Source organism: Enhydrobacter aerosaccus, assembly GCF_900167455.1.
GTDB lineage: Bacteria > Pseudomonadota > Alphaproteobacteria > Reyranellales > Reyranellaceae > Reyranella > Reyranella aerosaccus.
In genome coordinates this window covers 1-17,429 of sequence record NZ_FUWJ01000001.1, presented here as the reverse complement: position 1 = coordinate 17,429, position 17,429 = coordinate 1, and the positions used below count along the sequence as shown (strand labels likewise).

Genomic DNA, 17,429 nt, shown 5'->3' with positions numbered 1-17,429 from the left:
AGTAGATCGACATGGCATCCCGCAAGCGGCGCGCCCCGCCCGCGCCGAAGGCCACTGGATTGCGCCAGGGCCTGGCCACGTATGGCGACGCCGGCTTTTCCCTCTTCCTGCGCAAGGCCTTCATCAAGGCCGGCGGCTATTCCGATGATGCGCTGGACCGGCCGATCGTCGGCATCACCAACACCTTCAGCGACTACAATCCCTGCCACGGCAACGTGCCGGATCTGATCGAGGCGGTGAAGCGGGGTGTCATGCTGGCGGGCGCCCTGCCCATGGTCTTTCCGACCGTCTCCATCCACGAGAGCTTCTCTCATCCCACGAGCATGTTCCTGCGCAACCTCATGGCGATGGACACCGAGGAGATGGTGCGTGCGCAGCCGATGGATTCGGTGGTGCTGATCGGAGGCTGCGACAAGACGTTGCCGGCCCAGCTCATGGCGGCGGCCAGCGCCGATCGGCCGGCGATCGTGCTGCCGGTCGGGCCGATGCTCGTCGGCCATTACAAGGGCGAAGTGCTGGGCGCCTGCACCGATTGCCGGCGCCTGTGGGGCCAGTATCGCGCCGGCACCTTTTCCGACGCCGACATCGAGAAGGTCAGCGAGCGGCTGGCGCCGACCAAGGGCACCTGCATGGTGATGGGCACGGCCAGCACCATGGGCTGCATGGTCGAAACGCTCGGCATGGGCCTGCCCGGCAGCGGCTCGATCCCCGCCACCCATTCCGACCGCCTGCGCGTCGCCGAGCAGACAGGCAAACTCGCGGCTGAAATGGCGATCAGGCAGGGGCCGAAGCCCAGCGAGATCATGACGGCGGCGGCATTCCGCAACGCCCTCACCGTCTTGCAGGCGATCGGCGGCTCGACCAACGCGCTGGTGCATCTCACCGCGGTGGCGCGCCGGCTCGGCATCGCCATCGAGCTGGAGGAATTCGACGCCATCGGCCGCAAGGTGCCGGTGCTGGTCGATCTCAAGCCGTCAGGCGACCACTACATGGAGCATTTCCACTGGGCCGGCGGCAACTCGCGGCTCATGAAGGAAATCCGCGGCCACCTCGACGAGAAATGCCGAACCGTCGCGGGCCGGACACTGAAGCAGGTGATCGACGCCGCCGAGATCGTGCCCAACCAGACCGTGATCCGCACGCCGAAGGATCCGATCAAGCCGACCGGCGGCATGGCCGTGCTGCGCGGCAACCTGGCGCCGCGCGGCGCCGTCATCAAGCATGCGGCCGCCTCGCCCGCGCTGCTGACGCATACCGGCCGCGCCGTGGTATTCGAATCGCTCGAGGATCTCGCCGCCCGGGGCGACGATCCCAAGCTCGACGTGAAGCCGGACGATATCCTGGTGTTGCGCAATGCCGGACCGAAAGGCGCGCCGGGCATGCCGGAGGCCGGTTCCTTCCCCATCCCGATGAAGCTCGCCCGCGCCGGCGTGAAGGACATGATCCGCATCTCCGACGCCCGCATGAGTGGCACTGCCTTCGGCACCATCGTGCTGCATGTCGCGCCCGAGGCCGCCGTTGGCGGTCCGCTCGCGCTGGTCAGGACCGGCGACCGCATCACGCTCGACGTGCCCAATCGCAAACTCGAGTTGCTGGTCGCGGCGGCCGAGCTCGCCAAGAGACGCAAGGCCTGGACGGCACCGCCGCCGCATCCCGGCAGCGGCCGCGGCTACAACGGCCTCTTCCACAAGACCGTGCTGCAGGCCGACGAAGGCGTCGACTTCGACTTCCTCGGTCCGGAGAAGAAGTGAACACGATGCGGAGAGTCTCCGGTCGCCGGGAGAGCGTCACTCCAGCGGCCTTCATCACGACAACGAGCGACATTGGAGCATTGCGCTCTCAGCCATGACCGATCTCAAGCTTCCCCGAATTTCCGTCGTCGTCACCTGCTACAACTGCCCGGACTATATCGGTGCTGCGATCCGCTCGGTGGCGCGGCAGACGCTGACCGATTTCGAATGCGTGATCGTCGACGACGCTTCGACCGACAATTCGGCGGCCATCATCGAGCAGACGTTGGCGGAACTGGCCGACTCCCGCTTCCGGCTTGTCCGTTTGCAGAAGAATGTCGGACAGACCGGCGCGACACGCGCGGGTCTTGCGCACACCAACGCGCCGTTCGTCTGCTTCCTCGACTCGGACGATCTGTGGAACGAGGACTTCCTCGAACGCCACCTCGCGGCACATCTCAACGAGACCTATGCCGTGGGCTTCACCGCCTGCAATGCGCGCCTGATCGACGGCAACGATGTCGTGGTTGCCGGCGCGGTCTACTGGTTCGGCAAGGACCGCGCGGTCGCCGATCGCGGACGCGCTTTCGCCCCCATCGATCCGGCGCGGGTACCCAAATTGGATCACGCATCGCGGTCCGCTCATTGGCAGACGCAGACTCCTTATTGTCTCTATACGAAGCGGCTGGTTCACTGGGTCTGGGTCAGCACCTCGTCGATGATGTTCCGGCGCTCGCTGATCGATCTCGTCTTCCCGGACGACGACGAGACGTTTCGCCTCCATATGGACTACTACATCGTCGTCATGGCGCAGATGGTTGCAGGTTCGCTGCTGATAGACGAACCGCTGTACGCGTACCGTCTCCATGGACGTAATTTTGCAGCGAACAATCCAATACTTGGAGGACGACTCCATCTCTCGGCGCGTAATTGGGGCGATACCCATTCGCGCATGTTGGATCGAATGCTCGCCGCGATGATCCGCGACAGCGAGCGTTTCATCACCGCGCTCGGCGATCGGCAGTATCAGAGAATGCTGCTTCGCATGCGTGCAGCTCGCACAAGCTTTCCAATGTCTTGGGTATATGTTTTGCGGAGTTGGTTGATTTAGCAACCAGCGTGCGTCATCCTTGCGGCGGGGTACGGTTCTGCCGTTGGGGATATACGGGGTTGCGACAGTCAAGCTGCTCCATCCTGAGTCTTTGCGTAACAATCGGAGCTTCAATCACCTGGTTCGTGCTGGCAGGGTTCGCCAACGCACAAACCAATACACCGACACCCACCGCGCCAATTGATGCGAAGCGCGAGTACGACGCTGCCTTCGAAGAGATGATGAAGCAGCCGGCGAATCTCGACGTGCTGTTTCGCTTCGCCACCATCGCGAGTCAGACCGGCGATCTCGAAGGCGCGGTCTCCGCCCTCGAGCGCATGCTGCTGATCAGTCCCGATCTGCCGCGCGTACGACTCGAACTTGGCGTTCTCTATTATCGCCTGGGCTCGTTCGAAGTGGCGCGTACCTATCTCGAAGGCGCGCTCAAGTCTCCGAACCTGCCGCCCGACGTGCGCAAGCGCGCCGAAGAATTCATGACCCAGGTCGTGAACCAGGAACGTCCATCGCAATTCTCCGGCGAGGCCTTCTTCGGCTGGCGCTATCAGTCCAATGCCAATCTTGGTCCGGCCACGTCATCGGTGATGCTGTTCGGCCAGGCGGCCAACCTCAACCAGCAGGCGGTGGGGGCGTCGGACTGGGGCGTCGTCGGCTCGCTGCAGCTGCGTCACACCTACGACTTCGGCCGTCAGGATCGATCGGCGCTCGAGACGCTGTTCACCGCCTACGCCAATCGCCAGTTCACGCTGAGCACGGCGAACGTGTCGCTGCTCGATCTCACCAGCGGCCCGCGATTCCAGATCTTCAGCGGCACGTTCCAGGACGTCACCTTGAAGCCCTTCGCGGCCGTCGGCGCCATCTGGGTCAACGACACGCCCTATTACGCGAGCTACGGCGCCGGCCTCGAGGGCAACGCGCTGCTCGCCGACGACCTGCGCAACGTCACGACCTTCACCTGGCGCAAGCAGGACTATCCAAACACCTGGTACCTGCCGACCAACAACCTGCTCACGGGCACGCTGTTCACGCTCAATACGAGTTTCCAGTACCAGCTCACCAACATCATAACGCTCTACGCCAACGGCAGCGGGCAGCGCTACGAGACGGTCCAGACCGCCTCACAGAACTACATGCTGCTGGGCGTCGGCGGCGGCATGGCATTCCGCTTCCCCGATCCGTTGCTCAGGACCGGCTTGCCGTGGAGCATCAATCTCAGCGTCAACGAGCAGTGGTGGACCTACGACGCGCCCGATCCGACCGTGTCTCCGACCATCATGCGCTATCAGAGCGACACCATCCTCAATCTCGTCCTGAGCGTGCCGTTCGACGATCTCACCACATTCTCCGTTTCCGGCGGCCGCTTCGTGCGCGCCGCCACGCTGCCCAACTACGCGTTCGAGAACAACAGTTTCATGTTTGGCATAAGCAGACGCTTCTAGCGTCGTGAGGAGACTGACATGGCCCGTCCTGTTCCGTGTGGCGTTTCCCTTCTGCGTGCGGCCCTGCTGAGCACGGCCGCCCTCTCTCTGTTGGCCGCTCCCGCTGCCCTGGCGCGCGTCGGCGTCACCTCGGCCACCGACGGCGACCCGCTCGGCAAGCCGCCGACCCAGCCCGAACGCGTCCTGCGTATCGGCATCGACGTGCAGGCCAACGAAGCCATCACGACGGGCAGCAACGACCGTGCCCATCTCGTCTTCCTCGATGGCACGTCCCTGACCGTGGGGCCCAATGCCCGCGTCATCATCGACAAGTTCGTGTTCGACCCGGCGACCAAGACCGGTGAGCTTGCCGTCAATGCCAGCAAGGGCGTGTTCCGCCTCGTCGGCGGCAAGATCAGCAAGACACAGCCGATCACCATCACGACGCCGTCGAGCACCATCGGCATCCGCGGCGGCATCACGGTCTTTGCCGTCGAACAGACGGCCACCAGCTCGACCTTCGTCTTCGGCGACAAGATGACAGTCACCGGGCAGGGGCAGACACAGACAGCGACGCGACCCGGCTCGCAGATCGTCACGAACTTCGGCTCTCAGCCGGGCCAACCTTCCTTGATTGCCCAGGGCGCCCTGGCGGGTCTGCTCGGCCAGCTCGAAGGCAAGAGCGGCAGCAACACGCAGGGCACCAACAACATTCCGGCCGGCAGCGGTTCCGGAGCCGGCCAGAACAGCATCAAGACCGCCGAACAGGGCGCGCAGAACTTCTCGCAGCAGAACAACGGGCAGCCGCCGACGCAGAATCCGATCCTGCTCAATCAGACGGCGGTCGCCTTCAATCAGCAATTGAACAATGCCCTGTCGACGGCCATCTCGACCGCGACTTCCAACAGTCCGCAACAACAGGTGCAGCAGGCGCTGCAGGACAGGAACTCGCAACCCAACAACAATCCGCAGCCGGACCCGCCGGCCAACACCCAGGTCATCGTCACCCTGGGCCGCTTCATCGGCGCCACGCCCTACACCAACTTCAACTACAGCGAAAACGGACTGGTGGTGACGCCCGTGGCATCCGCCAATAAGCCTCTACAGCCGACGGGTGTCGTCACGGACCGCAACCGCGTGGAGATCACGACGGGCGACGGCCATTCGATTGTCGTTCCCTGGCATCCGACCGGAAGTCCATTTCCGATCGCGCCCATCGTTGATCAGCAACTCGGTGTGCTCGTGGGCACGGGCTATGTCTCGCCGGATGGAAAGTTCTTCGCCTACGTTTTCAACAATGGCGCCAATCAGAAAGTGGGCTTCTTCGGCGGCGAGCCGACCACGCTGCGCTCGCATCTCCCGACCTCCGGCATCGTCGCCTATGACGTGACGAATCTCGCCGGCAGCACCCGTCTGCCGTTTGCAAATGGCACGGTAGGCGACGATCCGAACCTGCAGGCGGTGAAGGATGTCTCCAAGCTGCTGGCCGTCTTCGCGCCCCAGACGCTCGCGCTCAATCAGCCGGCCGGTAATCAGAAGTCGGCGGCGATGCAGGCGTCCATCGCCATCTCCGGCACGGGCGCGGCCCAGAAATCCTACATGGGCGTGATGGTCGGCTATTACTTCCCCGACCTCAGCACGGTCTCGGTCGGCTTCGGCGGCAACTATGTCGGCACCTATCGGCTCGACAGCCACAGCGGTCCCAATCTGCTGGTCTCGGCGATCTCCACGCCATCCACGGGCGCGAGCAACGCGATCTACGGTGACAACGCCGACTACATGGTGATGACGCCCGACAAGCTCGCCACGACCTACACGACACGCGGCGGCGTGGTGAACTCGATCTCCACCACCCGCACCTCACAGGCCTCCGCCGATGTCGGGCTTCAGAATTCGACCGCCAATGACTATTTCGGCGTCAACGCGGCGGGCCGGACCTCGACGCCCGAGTCCGTCGGCCAGTCGCGGACGACCCGGACTCTCACCGGCTTCATCGCCGGGCTGATCGACCAGCGCCGCGACACCGGCGACGGCTCGATCTTCAATACCAAGGCCTTCGGCACTGGCAGCTCGCGGCCGAACCTCACGCTCACGACCGACGCCTCGACCAATCAGGCCACCGCCACCATCCGTCGCGTGGCTCTGGGTGCTGGCAACAGCGACCGGGCCACCATCCGGCTGGGCAACCCCGACACGGGCGGCCAGAGCGCCTTCATCGACGACAACACCTATGCCATGACCGGCGGTAACGTGACCGTTCGGCGGGGCGGCGGCATCTCGCCGACCGCGTCGACGGCGCTGGTGAGCGCCAACACCAATCCAACGGCGCTGAACGGGCTCTACAATGCCGCCGAGGTCACGCCCTGCACCTGCGCCTTCCTGAGCTGGGGGTTCTGGGGCGGCGACATCCGCTACGGCGCGCATGGCTCCAATGTCACCGATCGCATCAACCTCGCCACCTATGTCGCCGGCACCCTTACCTCCGCGGTGCAGATGCCCAACACCGGCACCGCGACGTATGTCGGCGATATGGTCGGCAATGTGCGCAATGGCGGCGCCTCGTACGTCGCCGTCGGCGGCTATACCAACCAGTGGAACTTCGCGACCCGGACAGGCGCCGTCAGCATCAGCAACTTCGATGGCACCAGCTATCGTGGTGGCACGGCAATGGTCGGCAACACGCCGCAATTCACCGGCGGCTTCGCGGCCACGAACAGCACCGGCCGCGTCGGAACGCTGAATGGCGCCTTCTTCAACAACGGCGCGGTTCCGGCGGCGGGTCAGGCCGGCAGCTTCGGCGTCACCGGTCCGAACTATACGGCCGCCGGCACGTTCAAGGCGCAGCGATAGCCAGCCGGGCGCCGATGAAGTCGGCGATGGCCGCGACGTCATCGCGCCGGAACCAGGGCAGATGCGTCTCGGCCGGAGCCGCATCGGCGGCGATGGCCACGATGGTCGGATCGCCCGCCGCAAGAGCGGGCCGATCTCCGCCCGCGGCAGCCCGGACCTCGATCTTGGGATGCCGGTCGCGCTTGAAGCCCTCGATCAGGACAAGGTCCGCCGGCGCCAGACGCGCCAGCACCTCGCCAAGGGTAGGCTCCTCCTGCTCGCGCATGATAGCGTAGCGCAGGCCGCCAACCAGCGCGACCTCCGTCGCCCCGGCCGCGCGATGCCGGTACGAATCAGTGCCGGCCCGGTCGATATCGACATCGTGATGGGCATGCTTGACGGTCGACACCGACCATCCGCGCCGGACGAACTCGGCCACCAGCCGCTCGACCAGCGTGGTCTTGCCGGCATTCTTCCAGCCGGTGACACCGAAGACGCGGTGCGGGATCACGCGATGATCCGCTCCGAATGCGCATAGACGGTAAGGCGGCCCTCGCGGACGAAGGCGACCAGCGCCAGCCCCGCCTGCTCCGCCGTCGCGATGGCGAGCGAGGTCGGCGCCGAAACCGCGGCGATCGCGATCGCGCCAATGGCGGCCGCCTTCTGCACCATCTCGTAGGAGCAGCGGCTGGTCACGACGACGAACCCGTCGTCCGTCGGCGCTGTCCGCATCAAAGCGCCCGCCAACTTGTCGAGCGCGTTGTGACGCCCGACATCTTCCCGCACAGCGATCAGGGTCCCGTCCGTCGACGCCCAGCCCGCCGCATGGCTGGCACCGTTTTCGCGATTGAGCCTTTGCGCCGCGGGCAGAGCCGCCATTGCGCGGGCAATGGCGTCGCGCGAGAGTTGGCCGGCTGCCCGGATCGACGGCACGGGTCGCAGGGCGGCGTCGAGGCTGTCCACGCCGCACAGACCGCAGCCGGTCCGTCCCGTGAGAGTGCGCCGTCGCTCCCGCAGTGCCGTCAGCCGCTCGCTCGCGATCTCGATCCGAACCTCGATCCCGCGCCGGCCCTTCTCCAGATCGAGTCCTTCGACCTCGATGTCGTAGATCTGCGCCGGCTTGTCGACGATGCCTTCGGTCAACGAAAAGCCGCGCGCCAGATCCTCGAGGTCGCACGGCGTCGCCATCATCACCGCATGGCTGATGCCGTTGTAGACGAGCGCCACGGCGATCTCCTCCGCCACGACCTCGTCCAGCGCCTCGACGCCGGAAGCGGTAAGGCGCTGCGCCGGAAGATGGACCGATCCACGGTCTGTGATGCTGTCCACTGTTCGTCAGCTGCCGTGCTGCAGTGTCAGGTCCGCGACACCTTCGGCGATGTTGATTCCGGCTCTGCCGGCCACGCGCGCCGGCCGAAGGGCGATGCGCTTGCCCTTGCCATCGACCAGCGAAGCGGCCGTTGCCGGATCGGGCGCATGCGCGCTTCCACCGGCTTTGCCGAAATCACCGTCCAGGGCGCCGGGAGCAAGCGTCCCGGCGGCGAAAACCTGCCAGACGATCGGCGCCTTGTCGCCCAACACCTCGTTCCTTCCGAAGCGCTTGATGTCGCCGAGATAGGGCTCGGCCGTGCCGTCGCTGCGCGCGAACAGACAGTCGAGATGATGTTCGGAGCCCGGAACGATCCGATCGCCCGCGGCAACGGTGCAAACGAGAGATCCGACATTCACGCGCGTGGATCCGGAGGTCTGGGCGTGGGTCTGGGCGTAGAATGCCGCGCCGGCCACAAGGGCGCTCGCGCCAAACAAGGCAAAGATCGATCGTCGCATAGAGCCTCCCGCCTTCCGACGGCCCGTCCTCCCATGTGATCAAGGTACGCCGAACTGCGCTGCGCTCCAACCCCTCAGCGCAGCAGCCCCTCGGTCACGCCGTCGAACACGAACTGCATGGCCATTGCGGCGAGAAGGAGGCCGGAAATGCGGCCGACGACATCCGTGCCGGTGACGCCCAGGATGCGGCGCAACGAGTCGACCATGATGAAGGCGACAAGGGTTATCGCCAGGCATAGGACGAGCACCGCCAGGATCCCGGCCTGAAGGACCAGATCTCCCTGGGCCTTGCTCATCAGGAGAATGACGGCCATCAGCGATCCCGGTCCGGCAATCAGCGGAAAAGCCAAGGGAAAGACCGTGATATCGCGCGGCGGCCGGGCCTCGTCACGCTCCTCGGGATTGATCGCCGACGTGCCGGGATTGGCAGTCATCAGGTTGATCGCCTCGAGAAAGAGCAGCACGCCGCCCGCCGTGCGCAAGGCCGGCAACGACACGTGGAGGATCGACAGGAGCCGCTCGCCGCCTAGGGCGAACGCGATCAGCACGATTCCCGCGATTCCCACCGCCTGCCGGGCGATGCGAAGGCGTTCGCCGCGCGTGACATCGCGCGTCAGCGTGCCGAAGACCGGTGCCGTCTCGAACGGACCGATCGTGACCAGCAACGTGACGAAGGCGGAAAGGAGCGTGGCGAATTCGGGCATGAGCCTGTGCCGGTACTTTACGTGCCTGCGCATAGCGGCGTTCTTCCGTTCGCGCTGAGCCCCCTGCAGGACTGTCTGATTACCCGACACGCGTCGCAACGACAAGGCAAGACACCGGAAATCCTTCGCTTGCTCCTGCAACCATATGGCGTCGACGACGTTACCGACGCGCGCGATGCGCGCAAGCGACAACAGGAGTGGTAATCGATGCGTTTGTCAAAGTTTGCTCTGGCTGCGGTTTGCGGAGTCGTGCTTTCATCGCCTGGTTTGGCTTCGGCCTGCGATCAGCAGGAAGCCATGGCCAAGGGCACCAAGCTCAGCCAGCTCGTTCAGGCAAAGATGGCGGCCGATCCCAACGCCGGGCAGGCGATGATGGCGAAGATGCAGCCGGTGATGCAGTCGTATCAGGGCAAGCTGTCTTCCGGACAAACCGTCGACTGGGATGCAGTCTGCAGCCAGTACGACGATCTCATCAAGCAGGCACAATAAAACCGGAGTGATGATCCGAGGACCAGGCGCCGCGCCGATGCCGCGGCGAACGGCGTCAGGTGATGTCCCTTGCCTTGCCGTTGTGGCCATCACGCCACATCCTCTCAATGATTCAAGGTGCTCGAAAGAGGAAGGCAATGCGGACATCCCTCTACGACCTTAGCGTGCCGACCTTCCTGCAAACCGTAAGAGCCGTCGGAGGCTTCCTCGACCGTGCGGCGACCCATTTTTCAAACACCGGTGTCGATCCCGACACGTTCGTGAATACCCGCCTCTTCGACGACATGGCACCGTTCCATTTCCAGATCGAGGCGGCATGGCATCATTCCGTGTGGGGGGTCGAGGCTCTCAGGACGGGCGCGTTCACCCCTCCCGCCTTGGTCGGACCTGTCCCCTTCACGGACCTGCAGGCGATGATCGATAAGGCAGAAACGGCTCTGGAGGCGTTCGTCCCCGACGAGATCAACGACTGCGCGGACAAGCACCTGGACCTCCAGATCGGCCCGCGACGGCTTGCTTTCACGCCGGAGACCTTCATTCTCTCATTCTCTCTGCCGAATTTCCATTTCCACGCCGTCACCGCATACAACATCCTGCGCTCGCGAGGCGTGCCGCTGGGCAAGCGTGATTATGAGGGTCGGCTGCGCATTCGTTCGTTCTGAGCCGAAGCCGACGGCCTAGTTTGCTCCGGCAAGCTGGACGGTACACATCATCTCGTTCGGTCCGTCCTGGTTCTTGAAGTCCGCCCGGATGACCACCTGCGTGCTGATCTGGTTGCCGGAGATCGTCCCCGAGAACCTGCCGGTGAGTTCCTTGCTGTGGTTCTTGTTGTAGCTGACGATCGAGCCTGAATAGCTGTTGCCACTGATCGTGATGGTGGCGCTCGAATCGTTTCGCCCGCTGGCGCTTGCCGTCCCTTTGCCGCCGGCCATGACAACGTTGAGGCCGAGGGTGCCGCCCCATCGCTCGCAGTGCGCGGTGCCGAACCACCGACTGATGGCGCCCGCCGCCGATGGCGCGGATTGTGATGCAGCGGGTGGCGGCACGGCTTGCGGCGCCGCGGGGGACGGCGCGGCCGCTGGGGGCGGCGGAGCCGGCGCTGGCGCCACGGCGGCCGCGGCCTTGGCCTTGGCGTCCTCGTCCGCCTTGCGCTTGGCCTCCTCCTCGGCCTTCTTCTTGTCGTCCTCGATCTTCCTCTGATCGGCATCGAACTTGGCGACCGCTGGCGAGGCGTCGCGCAGCAATGCCTGGTTCTGGGCGGCCGTGAGGAAGCTCGTCGCCGGCTCGTTGCGCGACTTCTGATAGGCGGCAATCGCCTCCCGCGAGCGCGGGCCAAAGGCGCCGTCGCTGCCACGCGTGTCGAAGCCGAGCGCCGTCAACGCGACCTGGACATGCTGGCGATCGAGTGGCGTCAGGCGCAACGCGGTCTCCGCGGCTTCGGCTGCTTTCTTGTCGGCCTCGGCATCGGCCTTGGCCTTCGCTTCGGCGTCCGCCTTGGCCTTTGCGTCAGCATCGGCCTGCGCCTTGGCCGCCGCCGCCTGATCGCGCGCCTGCGCTTCGGCCACCTGCTTGGCGTCGGCGTCCGCTTTCCGCTTCGCTTCGGCATCGGCCTTGGCTTTCGCGTCGGCATCGGCGGCGGCGCGTGCCGCCTGAGCCTTGGCCAGCGCCTCGTCGGCCTGCCGCTTGCTTTCGGCCTCGGCGGCCGCCTTCTTCTTGGCGTCTTCCTCCGCCTGGCGTAGCGCCGCCATTTCGGCCTCCGCCTTGCGGGCCGCCTCTTCCTCGGCCGCCACGCGCGCCGCCGCCTCACTCTGTTGGCGTTGGCCGGCTTCCGCCCGGCGCCGCACGTCCATCTCGGCCTTCATCTGCGCCAGTTGGGCCTCGGCCCGTTCGCGATCCTGCCGCGCCTTCTCGAGTTCGGCATCGGCCGCCTGCTTGGCTGCCGTATCGGCTGCCGCCTTGCGCGCGGCCTCCTCTTCCATGCGCTTCTTCTCGGCCGCCGCCGCGTCCGCCGCGCGCCGCTCGGCCAGCACGCGCTCCAGATCCTCGACCTTCAGGTCCTGCAGGGAGTTCTGCGACGGCGTCTTGGGCGCGAGGGCGAAATACCCGCCGCCGCCCAGGAGAGCGAGAGCGAGCGCTGCGGCGCCGCCATAGACGAGCCCACGACTGCGCGGCGCACTGCCGCGAGGCGACGGGGCTGCGATCGACGGTCCGGATTCCGGCGCAGGCGCTGCGGCTGCCCCTCCGGACGGTTGGGCGGGCGGCGATTGAGTGGGCGGCGACTGGGTCGGCGGCGAGGGGGCGGGCGCCGGTTGAACCGGAGGCGCCTCGACCCGCGCAGTTGGCGGACCGGCACGGCGGCCAGCCGTCGCGACGATGGTCGCATCGGCTTCGGCGCCTCGACCGGACATGAGAGCGGTCGCGTCGGCCGACTGGCCTTGCGCCAGCGAGAGGATGGCCCGCCAGCCGGCGATGGACTGCGGCCGATCGCTGGCCCGGACCGCGAGGCCGGCATCGATGCCGGCCAGCAGGCCGGGCGCGAAGCCCGGCGGTGCGGTCCGCGCGATCGGTTCGTACTCATCGTCCAGCATACGGTCGAAGGCGCTGGGCGGCGGCGCGCCGGTAATCGCGTGATAGAGCGTGGCCGCAAGACCGTAGATGTCCGTCCACGGCCCCTGCTTGGCCGAGGTGAACTGCTCGGCGGCGGCATAGCCGGGCGTGAAGATTGCCGTCATCGCCACGGTCCGGCCAACCATCGCGGCGCGTGAGGCGCCGAAGTCGATCAGCGTAGGATGGCCCTTGGCGTTGAGAAGGATGTTGGCCGGCTTGATATCGCGATGGAGAAAGCCGGCATTGTGGACCTGCTCCAGACCGTCGAGCAGTGGCCATACGATCTGGTCGATCGCCTCGGGGTCCATGCGCCCGTGCTTCTTGAGATGCCCTTCGAGCGTATCGCCCTTGAGCATTTCCATGACGATGTAAGCGGTGCCGTTGATTTCGAGGAAATCGAACACCTTCACGATGCCAGGCGCGTCGTGCAGCGTCGCCATCGTACGGCCCTCGGCGACAAAGCGCTCGCGGCCCCAGGTGAAGTCCTCGGCGACCTTGGTCGAACGCGGCAGCACCGTCGATCCATCCTTGCGCACGGCAAGCGATGTCGGGAGATATTCCTTGATCGCGACTTCGCGGCCGAGCTGGATGTCGCGCGCCCGATAGGTGATGCCGAAGCCGCCCTGCCCCAGCACAGCGACGACTTCGTAGCGCCCGATCTTGGCGCCAGCCGGCAGGGCGACGAAATCCGTCTCGTTTGAAACAGTGGCCTTGCTGTCGGTGCCAGGATCCATATCCCTCACACCCTCTGCAACGTGCGCAGGCCGACCGGCGCCAGGCGCCGGTTCAATGACGGTAGAGAATCAGAGTCCCCCAAAATCTCCCCTCCCCCTGCATCTATTATTTTCACTTTCCGGGGCGAGGTAAAGGTCTTGGTTTCAGTATCGCTGCGTCGGCGACAGGTTTTTCGAGCCCGCCACTGCTTGGTCAGGGGGCCACCCTAGCGATTCTCCTTCTGCCACGGCCATCGGCCGCTGACCTCGAGTTCGAGGGCGAAGCTCAAGAGCGTCCGGATCGTCACGATAACCGCGAGGACGCCAAGGTTTTGCAGGGTCGGTTCGACGGCGACGGTCCCGATGATGTCGGCGATGACCAGAAACTCGAGCCCCAGCAGGATGGCGCGTCCCAGATCGGCCCGCAGATCGTGATAGCAATCCCGCGGATTACCGCCCCGCACCAGCCGCAGCCCGGCCATCACCGTCGCCGCCAGGGCACCGACGATGAGCACGACAATGCCGATCAGCTCGACGACCCGGCCAGCGCCGGAAGCGAATTCACCGAAGGTCATGACTCTTCATAAACCATCTCCTCCTGCGTAGGGGCGAGCAGAACGATCGACGTTGATGCAAGTCAAGGAGCGGAGCGGGCATGACGGTTTGCAGCGCGTGCCGAGCGATGGCGAAATTTTGATTGCGGACACTGCAACCGAAAGCCGGCCAGCCCGCGTTTATCAGCCGGTTAGCAGAGGAGTGTCGCAATGACCTATCTGGAACTTGCTCCGGCGATTACAGCCCTTCGTTCGAGACCCGAAGAATTCGAGTTCACCGACGGTTGCCTTCATCACTTGAACAGTCGGCACAGGTTCCATTTCCGCAGCGACAACGAGGTGGAGATACACGCCTTGTGTGATTGCTCGCTGCTGCGCGCTCGTCCGGAGCAGGCCAAGGATTTTCACGCGGCGTATCGTGAATGGCACGCATCCTATTGGCGGCCCATGGAAATCAATCGCGAGTTCGCCTCCCATTTCGCCCCGCCACCGCTGTGGCGCCGGGCGGCGATCTGGCTCCTTCGGCGGCTCCTGGCCTGGCAGCATGCGCCATCGCCGACCGTGAAGGCCGCGGCCCCTCTGCAGCCGGTCGGCTGACGAGACAATAGAGACTGCAGTCCATCGTCGAGACGCGGCGCGAACGGGGATCGCGCCGTATCGAGAGAACCTGTCGGCGCGCTCGACAGCGGCCGGAAGCGATGGTGTAGTGCAGACGGCGTTGGGGACCGCGCTGGAATTGGGGGCCTTTGCTCAGCAGACTTCACCGGAAGGCCGAGGCTTTGGATGCTGCCTGCCTGCGCGCGTGGGGCCATCCCAATGATCCTGCGATCCGGCAGGAGTTGTTGAGTGCCCTGGAATGGGACAGCGCCGATCACCCCGAGCACGCCCGTCCCGTGATTCGCGAGCTGTTCATCCAGGTCCACGATCGGTCGTACGACCTGGCAATCCGCATCCGGACCGCCAGCACCGACGGTTCCGACGGCGTCGCCCATCTGATCGCGCATGGCGTCCAGGGCCTCCGCCTGAGCCTGACCTCGTTGATCCAGGTTCTCGAGGCGCGGCGTTCGGAGACGCGCCCGGACTGACACGCCTCACCGCTGGACCCGTCACCACGAGCCGTCACCACTTGGGATCATCGATCTCCAGGGTATGAATCGTGATGAGGCGCCCGACGGAGCCGGCCGGCGTGGCAAGCGGGTAATCCACCGGCGCATCGACGCTGACGGCAGCGGCGGGAACGACGGCAAACACGATCTCGAGGCAGTTAGCGTTGGCGAGTCCGTCGTGAATGTAGTCGCGGATATCCTTGCCGATCCGGTTGCCGGTGTTGGGATTGTTGCTCTGTTCCAGCTTTGTGAGCCAGCTCCTCCAGCGCCTGCGAATGGCCCCTCCTGGATCCGAGCCGAGCGGATAGTCGGCACCGTGAGCACCATGCATATCCGCGATCTGCGGCAAGGTGTGATTCTGCAGGTCCGCCCTGTTGTTCCGCCAATGAGCGATGTCACCGCCATTGACATCGTTGGCGAAGTGACTGTTGACCACCTGGGCCATCAGCATGGTCTGCGCCGTGTTGAAATACATCCCCATTCGTCCCTCCCTCTCAAGTCGTTACATCAGACGCCCCTCGAATCCTTTCCAACTGCCGACCGCCCTGCCCGGCGATGCGGCGTGCCGTGCGCTCGCCGAACACGCGTTGAAGGCCAACCGTCGTCCCCCATTCGGTCGCCCGCTCCTCGCTGCTCAGCCAGCGATGGAACGGCAGGAACGGCGGTCCTCCGAGATGATGTCCGGTCTCGTGCGCCAGAGTCAGGGCCAGCGCCGCGGACGTCATCTCGCGATGCCGGACGAGGCCGCCATACAGCCGCACCCGCTTCAGGTCCCCATCGAGGAAGGCCTGGCCGTTGGCGAGTTCGACCGCCAGATCGGTGTCGTAGACCACGTCCGGAAAGCAGGCTTGAAACCGCCGCAGCAATCGACCCACCCTGCGCCGCGGCCAGGGGGCATCGATCGGCCACAGCAGGTGCCTCGGAACAGGCGCATCGAACAAAGGCATTCGTCGACCATCTCGGCCCGGCTTCCTCCTGGCGCCGCGATTGCGCAACGCCAGGAGACCGATCGCCTACTGCACGACGATCTGAACCCGCCGGTTCTTCTCCTGCTTGGTCTGGTTCGGCGTCTGCACCAGAAGGCTCTGCTCGCCGACGCCGGTGACGGTGATGGCCGTGGCGTCGATGCCATCGCGCACCAGCTCGGCCTTGACCGCGTTTGCGCGACGAACCGACAGCGCCTGGTTATAGGCCGGCGAACCATCGGTATCGGTGTAGCCCGTGACCGTCACCTTGGCGTTCGGCATGGACTTCGCCACGCCGGCCGCCTCGTTCACGGTCGCGGTGCCCTGCTGGGACAGCTTGCTGCTGTTGGTATCGAAGAAGACCATCCAGGCCTTGGTCGGCGGCGGCGCCGGCGGCGTGGCTGTCTCCTGCGCGGCCTGATCGCAGGCCGCCAGCACGAATGCGATCCCAAGGATCGCCGATACAGTCTTCAGCATTGGTCTCCCCCCTCGATAACGACAGGAGCCAAGCGACAAGGCCGGGCTCACCCCATACCCCGCGGAAATCTTCGGGGACGGCTTCCGGGCTTGCAAGGGGATTCACACCGGGCGAGCGTCAGAGGTTGTGCAACGACGACCGTTATGTACAGTCCCTGCATGCATCAAGTGGATGTAGGTGTTCACGCTAAAGAAATGCGACGAACACCTAGACGCGTCGAGAAGCGCCAATCTTGGCCTTCCAAGGCTTCCATGGGCCTGCCCGCTTGACCAGAGCGAGGGCCCAGTGCTTCAACCGGCCTCCTCAAAGTGACGAGAGCAGCCTCGAACAAAGCTGCCTCACTCTCCGATCTTCGAGATGCGACCGGTAATGTCTTTCTCATTCAGGCGCTTGGTTTGCAGGTCTTCAACTCGAAGAAGGAGCAAGACCAACATTTGTCCTGCCAAAAGTGATCGCATAACTTGGTCCCTAGATCGAGCGAGTTGAGGATGTATCGTTCTGGCTGTCTAATCCAAGACCTGCAAATAATTGGCGTGCTGGCTGGATAGGAGGCCAGTATCGATGAGCCGACCTCTGTCGAACGATCTGCGAGAACGGGTTGTACGGGCAGTTTCAGGAGGGGAGAGCTGCCGCGCGGTGGCGGCGCGGTTCGGTGTTGCGGTGTCCTCGGTGGTGAAGTGGTCGCAGCGCTGGCGGTCGACCGGCTCTGTGGCGCCCGGGAAGATGGGGGGACATCGCAAGCGGACGCTGGAGCCGCATCGCGCCTTCATCGAGGAGAGGATCAGACAGACGCCGCACCTGACGCTGCACAAGCTGAAGGACGAGTTGGCGGCACGCGGCGTGATCGTCTCGCACAATGCGGTCTGGATGTTCCTGCGGCGCGAAGGGCTGCGGTTCAAAA

The 17,429-nt window shown here is 65.1% G+C and carries 18 protein-coding genes; 9 read left to right on the top strand and 9 right to left on the bottom strand.

What is annotated here, in order from left to right:
* The first annotated feature begins 11 nt into the window (after positions 1-11).
* The 4 genes from B5D62_RS00090 to B5D62_RS00075 all read left to right on the top strand — a co-directional run bounded on the left by B5D62_RS00090 (position 12) and on the right by B5D62_RS00075 (position 7,106).
* Entirely contained in the window at positions 12-1,751 is a 1,740-nt protein-coding gene (locus B5D62_RS00090) for an IlvD/Edd family dehydratase (RefSeq protein WP_085931784.1), read from the top strand.
* A 94-nt stretch (positions 1,752-1,845) separates the two neighbouring features.
* Positions 1,846-2,841, top strand: a complete 996-nt coding sequence (locus B5D62_RS00085; protein ID WP_085931782.1) for a glycosyltransferase family 2 protein — start codon at positions 1,846-1,848, stop codon at positions 2,839-2,841.
* A 221-nt stretch (positions 2,842-3,062) separates the two neighbouring features.
* Positions 3,063-4,277 carry a surface lipoprotein assembly modifier gene (locus tag B5D62_RS00080; protein WP_170920709.1) on the top strand — a complete coding sequence of 405 codons (1,215 nt, stop codon included), beginning with the start codon at positions 3,063-3,065 and terminating at the stop codon, positions 4,275-4,277.
* An 18-nt stretch (positions 4,278-4,295) separates the two neighbouring features.
* On the top strand, positions 4,296-7,106 hold the full coding sequence (locus B5D62_RS00075) for a FecR domain-containing protein (RefSeq protein WP_085931777.1): 2,811 nt from the start codon (positions 4,296-4,298) through the stop codon (positions 7,104-7,106).
* Here the strand turns inward: B5D62_RS00075 and mobB are convergent.
* From mobB to B5D62_RS00055, 4 genes are all read right to left on the bottom strand, one after another.
* A complete protein-coding gene (gene mobB / locus B5D62_RS00070; RefSeq protein ID WP_085931775.1) occupies positions 7,090-7,596 on the bottom strand; it encodes a molybdopterin-guanine dinucleotide biosynthesis protein B in 507 nt (168 codons plus the stop codon). The two genes, B5D62_RS00075 and mobB, sit on opposite strands and share 17 nt — an antisense overlap.
* Positions 7,593-8,414 (bottom strand): formate dehydrogenase accessory sulfurtransferase FdhD, encoded by an 822-nt coding sequence (gene fdhD, locus B5D62_RS00065; protein ID WP_218190879.1) that lies wholly within the window; start codon positions 8,412-8,414, stop codon positions 7,593-7,595. The genes mobB and fdhD overlap by 4 nt, the downstream gene beginning before the upstream one ends.
* A gap of 6 nt (positions 8,415-8,420) precedes the next feature.
* Positions 8,421-8,912 (bottom strand): DUF992 domain-containing protein, encoded by a 492-nt coding sequence (locus tag B5D62_RS00060; RefSeq protein WP_085931773.1) that lies wholly within the window; start codon positions 8,910-8,912, stop codon positions 8,421-8,423.
* A 74-nt stretch (positions 8,913-8,986) separates the two neighbouring features.
* A complete protein-coding gene (locus tag B5D62_RS00055; RefSeq protein WP_218190878.1) occupies positions 8,987-9,649 on the bottom strand; it encodes a MarC family protein in 663 nt (220 codons plus the stop codon).
* A gap of 264 nt (positions 9,650-9,913) precedes the next feature.
* On the opposite strand from B5D62_RS00055, the gene B5D62_RS00050 reads away from it, so the two are divergent.
* Positions 9,914-10,105, top strand: coding sequence for a hypothetical protein (locus B5D62_RS00050; protein WP_139373671.1), 192 nt, complete (start codon positions 9,914-9,916; stop codon positions 10,103-10,105).
* Positions 10,106-10,212: 107 nt separating this feature from the next.
* Complete coding sequence (locus B5D62_RS00045) at positions 10,213-10,767, top strand: DUF1993 domain-containing protein (protein WP_336470155.1); 555 nt, start codon at positions 10,213-10,215, stop codon at positions 10,765-10,767.
* 15 nt (positions 10,768-10,782) lie between these two features.
* Here the strand turns inward: B5D62_RS00045 and B5D62_RS00040 are convergent, their stop codons facing one another.
* Positions 10,783-13,446 carry a serine/threonine-protein kinase gene (locus tag B5D62_RS00040; RefSeq protein WP_085931767.1) on the bottom strand — a complete coding sequence of 888 codons (2,664 nt, stop codon included), beginning with the start codon at positions 13,444-13,446 and terminating at the stop codon, positions 10,783-10,785.
* A 206-nt stretch (positions 13,447-13,652) separates the two neighbouring features.
* Positions 13,653-14,000 carry a DUF1622 domain-containing protein gene (locus B5D62_RS00035; RefSeq protein WP_085931766.1) on the bottom strand — a complete coding sequence of 116 codons (348 nt, stop codon included), beginning with the start codon at positions 13,998-14,000 and terminating at the stop codon, positions 13,653-13,655.
* Between the two features lie 189 nt (positions 14,001-14,189).
* On the opposite strand from B5D62_RS00035, the gene B5D62_RS00030 reads away from it, so the two are divergent.
* Positions 14,190-14,576 (top strand): hypothetical protein, encoded by a 387-nt coding sequence (locus tag B5D62_RS00030; protein ID WP_085931765.1) that lies wholly within the window; start codon positions 14,190-14,192, stop codon positions 14,574-14,576.
* A 182-nt stretch (positions 14,577-14,758) separates the two neighbouring features.
* Entirely contained in the window at positions 14,759-15,064 is a 306-nt protein-coding gene (locus B5D62_RS00025) for a hypothetical protein (RefSeq protein WP_085931764.1), read from the top strand.
* Between the two features lie 34 nt (positions 15,065-15,098).
* On the opposite strand, the gene B5D62_RS00020 is transcribed toward B5D62_RS00025, so the two are convergent.
* From B5D62_RS00020 to B5D62_RS00010, 3 genes are all read right to left on the bottom strand, one after another.
* Positions 15,099-15,566, bottom strand: coding sequence for a hypothetical protein (locus B5D62_RS00020; RefSeq protein WP_139373670.1), 468 nt, complete (start codon positions 15,564-15,566; stop codon positions 15,099-15,101).
* Between the two features lie 13 nt (positions 15,567-15,579).
* On the bottom strand, positions 15,580-16,032 hold the full coding sequence (locus B5D62_RS00015) for a hypothetical protein (RefSeq protein ID WP_085931762.1): 453 nt from the start codon (positions 16,030-16,032) through the stop codon (positions 15,580-15,582).
* A gap of 66 nt (positions 16,033-16,098) precedes the next feature.
* A complete protein-coding gene (locus tag B5D62_RS00010; RefSeq protein ID WP_085931761.1) occupies positions 16,099-16,527 on the bottom strand; it encodes an OmpA family protein in 429 nt (142 codons plus the stop codon).
* Between the two features lie 562 nt (positions 16,528-17,089).
* On the opposite strand from B5D62_RS00010, the gene B5D62_RS00005 reads away from it, so the two are divergent.
* The coding region (locus tag B5D62_RS00005) for a helix-turn-helix domain-containing protein (RefSeq protein WP_139373669.1) at positions 17,090-17,429 on the top strand (340 nt) is incomplete at its 3' end.